The organism is Marinobacter shunpengi, assembly GCF_045449715.1.
In the GTDB taxonomy this organism is placed as follows: Bacteria; Pseudomonadota; Gammaproteobacteria; order Pseudomonadales; family Oleiphilaceae; genus Marinobacter.
Map to the genome: position 1 here is coordinate 33,614 of NZ_JBJJLA010000022.1, position 11,383 is coordinate 44,996.

Consider the following 11,383-nt stretch of genomic DNA (forward strand, 5'->3'; position numbering starts at 1 on the left):
GCGTCAGGACGCCGCCCCGGCGGGTTCCGGCGCACCGGCGGCCAGGCACGCCTTGAGTTCCGGTATACAGGAGCCACAGTTGGTGCCGCACTTCAGTTGCCGGCCTAGGGCTTCCACGTCGGCGGCCCCGTCCCGGATCGCCGCCTCGATCTGTCGCTCACCCACCCCGAAACAGCTACATACCAGCGGCCCGACATCGGCCACCTCCACATCCCGGGCGGACAGCAGCCCCCGCCGTTCCTGGCGGCTCAGGGTGCGGCTATCGAACAGCGACGACAGCCAGCCCACATCCGGCAGGTCGTTGGCGTCACGGGCCACCACAAGCACGCCCTGGAGACGTCCGTCCACCAGCCTGGCCGCCCGATAGACGCCGGAGGCGCTGTCCTCCAGTACCAGGTCGGGCACGCCACCAAGCCATCGGGTTACCTGACGTTGCCAGGCCACGGGTTCACAGCCGGCCACCCACCAGGCGTCGCAATGTTCCATGGGCACCCGGGTCCAGTAGTCCGCCTGCCAGCCGCCGGGAGCATTACGGGGCCGAAGCAGGCGACCGTGCCAGGTGGCCTGTACCGGCCTGACCGACACCACGCCATACTTGGATTCCGGCTGCCCGGAGACCGGATCGGTGACCGGGGCAATCAGCGAGCTGGCCAGGGCGCTTTGGCTAAACTGGTTGTTCCAGTGGATAGGCACGAACACTTCACCGGGGCGCTGGCCCGGTTCGGCCCGCACCCGCCCCAGGAAGTCGCCACTACCATCACGGCTGGCCAGGCGTGCCAGTCCGCCCGCACTCAGTCCCAGGCGATCCAGGTCATCCGGATGCAGGTCGATAAAGGGCTCGGAACGGTGCTGCACCAGGCGCGGGGAGCGGGCCGTGCGGGTCATGGTGTGCCATTGGTCGCGGATGCGACCGGTATTGATGATCATTTCCCGGACCCGCTCCGGCCTGGCGTCCGGCAGTCTCGGCTGCACCGGCACGAAACGGGCGCGGCCATCAGTGGTGCTGAAACGACCGTCGGTGAACAGCCGGGGGCGCCCGGTCGGATTGGCCTCGGTGACCGGCCATTGGATGGGGGCCAGTTCCTCATACCCCTCATCGGTGAGGTCGGCCAGGGCCGACAGGTTGAACTGGCGCTCGCCCTGATTGTCCAGCGCCGATAACCGGGCATGCTCCCGAAACACGTCCGCCGCGTTGGTCCAGCGGAAGGCATCCCGGTAACCCAGGCGCTGCCCCACCTCCGCCAGTATGCGCCAGTCGGGGCGGGCCTCGCCGGCAGCGGGCAGGAACCGGCGCTGGCGCGACACACGCCGTTCCGAATTGGTGACGGTGCCATCCTTCTCGCCCCAACCTTCCGCCGGCAACAGCACATCCGCCAGCTCGGTGGTATCAGTCCGGGCAATACAGTCTGAGACGATCACCACCGGGCAGTGTTTCATGGCCTCGCGGATCCGGGGGGAATCCGGCAGGCTCACCGCCGGGTTGGTACCCATCACCCAGAGTACCTTGATCTCACCACGGTGCACCGCGTCAAACAGCTCCACGGCCTTGTGTCCCGGAGCCTCGGGAATCCGGTCGGAACCCCAGAACCGACCGATCCGCTCCCGGGCACCGGGGGTATCGTATTCCATATGCGCTGCCAGGGTATTGGCCAGCCCGCCTACCTCACGTCCGCCCATGGCATTGGGCTGGCCGGTCAGGGAGAAGGGGCTGGCACCGGAGCGACCGATGCGCCCGGTGGCCAGGTGGCAGTTGATGATCCCGTTGCCCTTGTCGGTACCCGCCGAGCTCTGGTTAACGCCCTGGGAGAAGGCAGTCACGGTACGCTCGGTATCGGCAAACCAGCGGTAGAAGGTCACCACGTCCTGTTCCGGCAGGTCACAGATCTCCGCCACCTGCTGGGGCGCGAAGGCGCTGGCCCGCGCCGCCGCCAGGGCCTCGTCAAAACCATTGCAGTGCTGTCCGATGTAATGGCTGTCCAGTCCCCCGGTATCCGCCAGCCACACCAGCAGGCCGTTGAAAAGCACGGTATCAGTACCCGGTTTCAGGGCCAGGTGCAGGTCTGCCAGCTCGGCGGTGGCGGTGCGCCTGGGGTCGATGACCACCACCCGCCGCCCCGGACGGTCCGCAGCCTTCATGCGCTGGTAGAGCACCGGATGGTTCCAGGCGGCGTTGCTGCCGGTAAGTACCAGCAGGTCCGCCAGTTCCAAGTCCTCGTAGCAGCCCGGCACCACATCCTCACCAAAGGCCCGCTTGTGAGCGGCTACCGCCGAGGACATGCACAGTCGGGAATTGGTGTCCACGTGGGGGGTACCGATAAAGCCCTTGGCCAGCTTGTTGGCGGCGTAGTAGTCCTCGGTCAGCAACTGGCCGGACAGGTAGAAGGCCACCGATTCCGGACCGTGGTTTTCTACCGCCGCGCGAATGGCGCCGGCAACCTCGTCCAGCGCCCGGTCCCAGGTGACCCGACTGCCCAGGACCCGGGGGTAGAGGGTCTGTCCCTGGCTGCCGGTGGTTTCGTGCAGGCTGGAGCCCTTGACGCAAAGCCGGCCGTAGTTCGCCGGGTGCGAGGTATCACCCGCCACCGGGGGTCCGCCTGCCGCCTGGTCGTCGGAATGGGGTGTGGCCAGCACGCCGCAACCCACACCACAGTATGGGCAGGTGGTCCGACGCGGTTGTTGGAGGTTCTGGTTGCTCACGGTCGCTCCGCAAATTCCCTGTGTCCAGTGGCCGGACAAAAAAAGCCCGACGGCCCTGTACCCTCAGGGAGTCTGGTCTGACTCCGGGAACAGCTCCGTCGGGCTTCGTTGCCCGCTCTCATCCCGCCCGAGCTTGGTATCACTGGCGGAACATCAAATTGCTTGCCCTCAATATCAAGCAAGAATGGTTCCACAGCCCGCTTTGAGCACTCTTCCGGAAGGCCCATATCGGTAAATGCCCGTGGCATCAGGTCATTACGGAAGTCGATCCACCCTATAAGGAAGGGCGTAAGGCCCGACCCCGGCCCGATCCTCGCCACTTGCCGCACATGACTGGTGCGTAGCGCTCGAAAATGCACCGCCGATCCCCGCGATGATCCCGCCAGAAAACTGCCGGAAATTTGCACGGCTCTGTTTTACAAGGGAATTCAGAACTGGCACAGGTTCTGCAATGTCCTGGGCAAGAGCAGGCCCAATGGCGTGGCCTGTTCCGGGAGTCCCCGCGCATGTCCCGGGGATCCCACTGACATTCTGACTGATCTGCAGACATTGGCGTCTGTCTCCCTGGAAACCGGGGGACAGGCGCTTTTTTTTGGGCGAAGAATCGAGTGAAAGACGTTTGGGGGAAGCAATAATGAAACGGAATCTGATACTGGCAGCGTCCCTGGTCCTCGGACTGACGGGCACCGCCCACGCCGAAATCGGCCCGGCGGAAAAGCCGGACCTGAAACTGGGCTTCATCAAGCTGACGGATATGGCCCCCCTGGCAGTGGCCTGGGAGCAGGGCTTCTTCATGGACGAAGGGCTGTTCGTGGAGCTGGAGGCCCAGGCCAACTGGAAGGTGCTGCTGGACGGAGTCATCACTGGTGAGCTGGACGGCGCTCACATGCTGGCGGGCCAGCCGCTGGGCGCCAGCATCGGCTACGGCACCCAGGCCGACATTATTACCGCGTTCAGTATGGATCTGAACGGCAACGGTATCACCGTTTCCAACGATGTCTGGGAGATGATGCAGCCGCAGATCCCCGACAATGCCAATGGCAATCCGCAACATCCCATCAGCGCCAGCACCCTGTTGCCCGTGGTTGAGCAGTACCGGGACAACGGCGAGCGCTTCCGCATGGGCATGGTGTTCCCGGTGTCCACCCACAACTATGAACTGCGTTACTGGCTGGCGGCAGGCGGCCTGAATCCCGGTTTCTATGCCCCGCAACGGGGTGACACCAGTGGCACCCTGGAGGCAGACGTGCACCTGTCCGTGACCCCGCCGCCGCAAATGCCCTCCACTCTCGAGGCCGGCACTATCCAGGGGTACTGCGTGGGCGAACCCTGGAACCAGCAGGCGGTGTTCAAGGGCATCGGCGTGCCGGTGATCACCGACTACGAGATCTGGCCCAACAATCCGGAGAAAGTCTTCGGTGTCACCGAACAGTGGGCCGAGGAGAATCCGAATACTCACCTGCGTCTGCTGCGGGCGCTGATCCGTGCTGCCCACTGGCTGGATGAGAACGACAACGCCAACCGGGATGAGGCGGTGGAGATCCTGGCCCGCTCCCAGTACGTGGGTGCGGATGAGGACGTCATCGCCAACTCCATGACCGGCACCTTCGAGTACGAAAAAGGCGACGTACGGAAAGTACCGGACTTCAACGTGTTCTTCCGCTACTACGCCACCTATCCCTATCCGTCGGACGCCATCTGGTACCTGACCCAGATGCGCCGCTGGGGGCAGATTCCCGAGGCCAAGCCGGATGACTGGTATATGAAGACCGCGAAGGAAGTCTATCGGGCCGACATCTATGCAGAGGCCGCCCGTTCGCTGATTGAGGACGGCATGCTTTCTGCGGATGACTTCCCGGACCTGGAGGCGGAGAACTTCGAGCGGCCTCACCAGGGTGAACTGATCGACGGTGTCGCCTTCACCCCCCGTGAGCCCAACGCTTACATCGACAGTTTCGAGATCGGCCTGAAGGGCGACGACACGCCCTGACGCCGGAACGACAATGAGGGAGAACGGCTATGAGCACCCTGAGCCAAACCAGTCCATCCACGGGGGGCAGCCGATGGCTGGCCGCCCTGGCGGAGCTTTTCAACCCGCGCCAACTGGCATCGAAAGCGCAGCAACTGCTGTTGCCGCTGCTGGGCATTCTGCTATTCCTCGGGTTCTGGCACCTGGCCGCTCCACAGGTTCAGACGTCCCTGGGCGCTTTCCCGGGGCCGGCGGATGTGACGGAGCAGGCCGGCGCCCTCTGGCAGGAGCACCAGGACCAGCGAGCCCGGGCGGACAAGTTCATCACCATGCAGGAGCAGCGTAACGAACGCATCCTGGCGGACAATCCGGATGCGGTGGTGAAGATTCGCGACTATCCCGGCGCTCCCACCTTTATCGATCAGATCGGTACCAGTCTGGTGACGGTGCTGGCGGGGTTTGCCCTGGCCACGGTCATTGCGGTGCCCCTGGGCATTGTGATCGGGCTGAACCGCCATGTGAATGCGGCCATCAATCCGCTGATCCAGGTGTTCAAGCCGGTGTCGCCACTGGCCTGGCTACCGCTGGTGACCATGGTGGTATCGGCCACCTATGTCAGTGACGATCCGATGTTCGAGAAGGCCTTCCTGACCTCGATGTTCACGGTAACCCTGTGCAGTCTGTGGCCGACGCTGATCAATACCAGTTTCGGGGTGGCAGCGGTGAATCCGGACCTGGTGAATGTATCCAAGGTTTTGCGCCTGTCGTTCTGGACCCATGTGCGCAAGGTGGTGCTGCCGTCTTCGATTCCGATGATTTTTACCGGTCTGCGGGTGTCGTTGGGCATTGCCTGGATGGTGCTGATTGCGGCGGAGATGCTGGCGCAGAATCCGGGGCTCGGCAAGTTCGTCTGGGATGAGTTCCAGAATGGCAGCAGCGAGTCCCTTAGTCGGATCATGGTGGCGGTGCTGGCCATCGGGTTTATTGGGTTTCTGCTGGATCGGGGGATGTTGCTGATTCAGCGCAAGGTGGCCTGGAACGAATAGTTTTTTGTTATGGAGCACGCCGCAGTGAGTGGGGGAGCAGGTTGCCGGACACACCGTTAATACGTCCATGTAGGCTCGTCGAAAAGGTCCCTCTTTTCGACGGTCCGGCAACCGGCTCCCCCACCCACTGCTCCTCCAACTATGGGGAGAACAACCATGAGTAAATCACATCTTGAACTGACCGGCGTCCAGATGGCTTTCGATACCCCGTCTGGGCCCTTTATTGCCCTGGACAATCTGAACCTGAAGATCAAAAAGGGGGAGTTTGTCTCCCTGATCGGCCACTCCGGCTGCGGCAAGTCCACCGTGCTGAACATCGTCGCCGGGCTGCTGAAGGCCAGCCAGGGTGGTTGTGTGCTGGACGGGCAGGAGGTGAACACACCAGGGCCGGAGCGGGCGGTGGTGTTCCAGAATCACTCGCTGATGCCCTGGCTGACGGTGTACGAGAACGTGGAGCTGGCGGTGCAGCAGGTGTTCCGCAAGTCCATGAGCAAGAAGGAACGCAAGGAGTGGATTCTCCATAACCTGGCGCTGGTGCATATGGACCATGCCATCGACAAGCGCCCCGGGGAGATTTCCGGCGGGATGGCTCAGCGGGTGGGCATTGCCCGGGCCCTGGCCATGAAACCCAGCGTGCTGTTGATGGACGAGCCGTTCGGGGCGCTGGATGCGCTGACACGGGCGCACCTGCAGGATTCGTTGATGGAGATCCAGAAGGATCTGAACAACACGGTGATCATGATTACCCACGATGTGGATGAGGCCGTGCTGCTGTCGGATCGCATCATCATGATGACCAATGGCCCCGCCGCCACGGTGGGCGAGGACCTGGCCATTGACCTGCCGCGGCCGCGGGATCGGGTGACCCTGGCGGATGATCCCGACTATGTGCATTACCGGCAGGCGGTGCTGTCGTTCCTCTATGAGAAGCAGCGTTTCCCCGGTCAGGAGGAACCGCAGCAGAAGGATGACGGCCAGGACGGCGAAGTCACCGACGACGAGCGGCGCGATCTTCAGGCCATCGCCTGAGCATTGTGTGCAATGTCGGTGCAGAAATCCGGGGTGGTGAACGCTTACAGGGCATTCCCACTCCGGACCGATAACCCCGAAAATACCTTATCCACATGAATTTCATGGATTATTCCATGCTGGCACGGTACTCGCTTTATCTAACGTACGGATGATCGTCCCGGCCATGGATTGGCTGGACCATCAGGAAGTCACGGGGCCATCGGGCCTAAGGACTTCACAGAACATCGTTGTTGGCATTGGCGCCGGACCATCGTTCTCCTTCGGGAGGCATGATGCTCCGGCTTTTTTTCGTCCCGCCGATGCCAACCCGGACAGACAGGAGCAGCCACATGGACTCGAACACACTGGTCATCTGCGGACACGGCATGGTCGCCCAGCGGCTGCTGGAACGGTTGCACGATGGTGGCCATCCGTTCAGCCGGATCGTGGTACTGGGTGCGGAACCGGATCCGGCCTATAACCGCGTACTGCTGTCATCCGTGCTGGCTGGTGAGGCCACCATGGAGCAGATCCGGCTCAAGGAAGACAACTGGTTCGAGGAGGCGGGCATCGAGCGCCATTATGGCGACCCGGTGGTCAGCATTGACCGTGACAACCAGCAGGTGGAGACCGCCAACGGCCATCGTTTCCACTACGACGCCCTGGTACTGGCCACCGGCGCCCGTCCGGCGCCCCTCGGCATTGACGGCGAGGACCTGGAGGGCGTGCTGACGTTCCGGGACCTGCGGGATACCCGCCGGCTGATCGAACTCAGCCAGCGCCATGGTCGAGCCGTGGTGATCGGCGGCGGTTTCCTGGGCCTGGAGGCCGCCGAAGGCCTGCGCTGCCGGGGCATGGCGGTAACCGTGTTGCACCGCAACCCCTACCTGCTGAACCGTCAGTTGGATACCACCGGCAGTCAGTTGCTGGCCGACGGCCTGGAGGAGCGGGGCCTGACCATCCGTACCGGCCGTTCTCCGACCACGCTGCTGGGCAAACGCTGTGTGCGTGCCGTGCAACTGGACGACGACACCCTGATCAGCACCGACCTGGTGATTACCGCCGCCGGCATCACCCCCAACGCCGAGCTGGCCCGTTCCGCCGGGCTGGATTGCGGCCGGGGTGTCCAGGTGGACCGGCAACTGCGCACCAGCGACCCGGCCATCTTCGCCCTGGGCGAGTGCTGCGAGATCGACGGCCAGACCTTCGGCCTGGTCGACCCGGGTTACCAGCAGGCCCAGGTACTGGCGGACGTGCTCGGGGACCCGGCCACCGGGCAGGCTTTCCATACCGCCAGCCAGCCCACCCGACTGAAGATCAGCGGCATCCCCATTTTCTCCTGCGGTCAGACCGACGACGACAACGGCCAGACCGAGTCCATCGTCTGGCAGGACTACGAACAGGATCGCTACTGCCGCCTGCTGCTGAAGGACGGCCGCCTGGTGGGCACGGTGCTTTTCGGCGACACCACCGATGGCCCCTGGTACGCGGAGCAGATCCAGCAGGGCCGCGATATGACGCCCTGGCGGGCCACCCTCGCCTTCGGCCCCGATTACTGCGAACAGGCAGCCTGATTACCGGATTAAAAGATTTGAGAGAGGAAACAGACCATGAGTAACAAGACCCTGATCGTCATCGGCAACGGCATGGTGGGCCACCACTTCCTGGAGCAGTTCATGGCGACCCCGGCGGCGGACGAGTACAACGTCATCGTCTTCGGCGAGGAAAAGCAGCTCGCCTACGATCGCGTCCACCTGTCCGAATACTTCGGCGGCTCCACCCACGCCGACCTGGCCATGGGCACCGCCGACTGGTATGCGGACAACGACATCGACCTGCACCTGCACGAGCAGGTCACCGGCATCGACCGACAGGCCCGTACCGTCACCACGCCCAAGGGCAGCTACGCCTACGACGAGCTGGTGCTGGCTACCGGCTCCTATCCGTTCGTGCCGCCCATTGATGGCAAGGACAATGACAACTGCTTTGTCTACCGCACCCTGGACGATCTGGACGCCATCCGTGCCTGTGCCGCCGGTGCGAAAACCGGCGTGGTGGTGGGCGGTGGCCTGCTGGGCCTGGAAGCCGCCAATGCCCTCAAGAGCCTGGGCCTGAGTGCCCATGTGGTGGAATTCGCCCCGCGCCTGATGCCGGTGCAGCTGGATGAGGACGGCGGTGCCGTGCTGCGCCACAAGATCGAGGAGCTGGGCGTTCAGGTACACACCGAAAAGGCCACCACCGGCATTGTCGACGGCGAAGACTGCCGCCTGCGCATGAACTTCAGCGACGAGTCCTTCCTGGAAACGGACCTGATCGTGTTCTCCGCCGGCATCCGCCCCCAGGATGCCCTGGCCCGGTCCTGCGACCTGGAGATCGGTGAACGTGGCGGCATCGTGATCAACAACCAGTGCACCACCTCCGACCCGCATATCCACGCCATTGGTGAGTGCGCCCTGTGGAACCAGCAGATCTTCGGCCTGGTAGCACCGGGCTACACCATGGCCCGTACTCTGGCAGCAGCCCTGAACAACGACAGCGAGGCCGCCTTCACCGGCGCCGACATGAGCACCAAGCTCAAGCTGCTGGGCGTGGACGTGGGCTCCATCGGTGATGCACACGCCAGGACTCCTGGTGCTCGCAACATCCGCTTCAATGACGAGAAAGCGGGACACTACCGCCGTATGGTGGTCAGTGAGGACGGCAAGAAAGTGCTGGGTGCCATTCTGGTGGGCGACAACAGCCACTACGATACCCTGCTGCAATACGCCCTCAACGGCATCGACCTGCCGGACAATCCGGAATCCCTGATCCTGCCTGAGAGCCAGGGCGGCGCCCCGGCCCTTGGGCCGGATGCCCTGCCGGAAACAGCCTCCATCTGTTCCTGTCACAACGTTACCAAAGGTGATATCTGCTGCTCCATCGACGCTGGTGCTACCGACCTGGGTGCCGTGAAAGCGGACACCAGGGCCAGCACCGGCTGTGGTGGCTGTGCCGCCCTGCTCAAGAATGTGGTGGACAGTGAACTGGAGAAACGTGGCGTGGAAGTCAGCAAGGACATCTGCGAGCACTTCCCCTACAGTCGTCAGGACCTGTTCAACATCGTCAAGGTGAACGGTATCCGCACCTTCCGCACGCTGATCGAACAGCATGGTCGCGGCCATGGCTGCGATATCTGCAAGCCGGCGGTGGCCTCCATCCTGGCCACCTGCTGGAACGACCATATCCTGGCCACGGACCATGTGCCCCTGCAGGACACCAACGACACCTTTATGGCCAACATGCAGAAGAACGGCACCTACTCCATCGTGCCCCGGGTGCCCGGAGGCGAGATCACCCCGGAGAAGCTGATCGTGCTGGGTGAGGTGGCCAGGGACTACAACCTGTACACCAAGATCACCGGCGGCCAGCGGGTGGACCTGTTCGGCGCCACCCTGAGCGAACTGCCGGAGATCTGGGAAAAACTGATCGCCGCCGGCTTCGAGACCGGCCACGCCTACGGCAAGTCCCTGCGCACGGTGAAGTCCTGCGTTGGCAGCACCTGGTGCCGTTACGGGGTGCAGGACAGCGTGGGCATGGCGATCTTCCTGGAGAACCGCTACAAGGGCCTGCGCTCCCCACACAAGATCAAGATGGCGGTGTCCGGCTGTACCCGCGAGTGCGCCGAGGCCCAGAGCAAGGACATTGGCGTGATCGCCACCGAGAACGGCTGGAACCTGTACGTCTGCGGCAACGGCGGCATGCGCCCCCGCCACGCGGATTTGTTCGCCACCGACCTCAGTGACGAGGAACTGATCCGGGCCATTGACCGGGTGCTGATGTTCTACGTCCGTACCGCCGACCGCCTGCAACGCACCAGCGTGTGGATGGAGAACATGGAGGACGGCCTGGAATACCTGCAGAAGGTGGTACTGGAAGACAGCCTGGGCATCGGTGAGGAACTGGAACAGCACATGGCGGACCTGGTCGGCACCTACCAGTGCGAGTGGAAGACCGCCGTCGAGGATCCGGAGAAGCGTAAGCGCTTCCGCGAGTTCGTTAACGCGCCCGAAAAGAAGGACCCGGTGCAACAGTGGACCACCGAGCGGGAGCAGCGCCGTCCGTTGCTGGAGCCGGCCTGAACATTCAGGTTCGTCGTGACACCGTTGTGGCGACCCTGGGAGCTATTTCTTCCGGAAATCGAAAACTCGCTGCGCTCAGACAACGATTCCCTGCAGAAATAGCTCCCAGCGCCACCACAACTCCTGGATAGACCGCATGACCTATTACGATTGATCGAAGGAGAGATACCATGAAAACCACCAGTCAATGGAACATCGTCTGTACCGTGGATGACCTGGTGCCTGAATCCGGCATCGCCGTCTGGACCCAGGATGGGCCGGTCGCCATTTTCTATATTCCGCACCGCCTGCCAGCGCTATTCGCCATCAGCCACACCGACCCGTTCAGCGGCGCCAATGTACTGGCCCGGGGAATCACCGGCGACCTGAAAGGTCAGCCCGTGGTGGCATCGCCCCTGTACAAGCAACACTTCAACCTGGTCACCGGCCAATGCCTGGAAGACGAGGACGTCAAAGTAAAAACCTATCAGGTACTGCTGGATGGCAACGCGGTACGGCTGGAAGTCAGCAAGGCCAGGGCCGACTACGAAGCGGCCTGAAAG

At 63.2% G+C, this 11,383-nt stretch carries 7 protein-coding genes; 6 read left to right on the forward strand and 1 reads right to left on the reverse strand.

Annotated features, from left to right (window positions below; translation table 11 throughout):
* Positions 1 to 3: 3 nt before the first annotated feature.
* Entirely contained in the window at positions 4 to 2,697 is a 2,694-nt protein-coding gene (locus ACJO3T_RS15825) for a nitrate reductase (RefSeq protein ID WP_406979092.1), read from the reverse strand.
* Between the two features lie 634 nt (positions 2,698 to 3,331).
* Between ACJO3T_RS15825 and ACJO3T_RS15830 the strand changes: the two genes are divergently transcribed.
* The 6 genes from ACJO3T_RS15830 to nirD all read left to right on the forward strand — a co-directional run bounded on the left by ACJO3T_RS15830 (position 3,332) and on the right by nirD (position 11,380).
* A complete protein-coding gene (locus ACJO3T_RS15830) occupies positions 3,332 to 4,687 on the forward strand; it encodes a CmpA/NrtA family ABC transporter substrate-binding protein (RefSeq protein ID WP_406962821.1) in 1,356 nt (451 codons plus the stop codon).
* A gap of 29 nt (positions 4,688 to 4,716) precedes the next feature.
* Positions 4,717 to 5,712 carry an ABC transporter permease gene (locus ACJO3T_RS15835; RefSeq protein WP_406962819.1) on the forward strand — a complete coding sequence of 332 codons (996 nt, stop codon included), beginning with the start codon at positions 4,717 to 4,719 and terminating at the stop codon, positions 5,710 to 5,712.
* Between the two features lie 192 nt (positions 5,713 to 5,904).
* Positions 5,905 to 6,741 carry an ABC transporter ATP-binding protein gene (locus ACJO3T_RS15840; RefSeq protein ID WP_406962814.1) on the forward strand — a complete coding sequence of 279 codons (837 nt, stop codon included), beginning with the start codon at positions 5,905 to 5,907 and terminating at the stop codon, positions 6,739 to 6,741.
* Positions 6,742 to 7,073: 332 nt separating this feature from the next.
* Positions 7,074 to 8,297, forward strand: a complete 1,224-nt coding sequence (locus ACJO3T_RS15845) for an NAD(P)/FAD-dependent oxidoreductase (protein WP_406979093.1) — start codon at positions 7,074 to 7,076, stop codon at positions 8,295 to 8,297.
* Between the two features lie 36 nt (positions 8,298 to 8,333).
* Positions 8,334 to 10,841, forward strand: a complete 2,508-nt coding sequence (nirB, locus tag ACJO3T_RS15850; protein ID WP_406979095.1) for a nitrite reductase large subunit NirB — start codon at positions 8,334 to 8,336, stop codon at positions 10,839 to 10,841.
* 170 nt (positions 10,842 to 11,011) lie between these two features.
* A complete protein-coding gene (nirD, locus tag ACJO3T_RS15855) occupies positions 11,012 to 11,380 on the forward strand; it encodes a nitrite reductase small subunit NirD (protein WP_406962798.1) in 369 nt (122 codons plus the stop codon).
* Positions 11,381 to 11,383 lie beyond the last annotated feature (3 nt).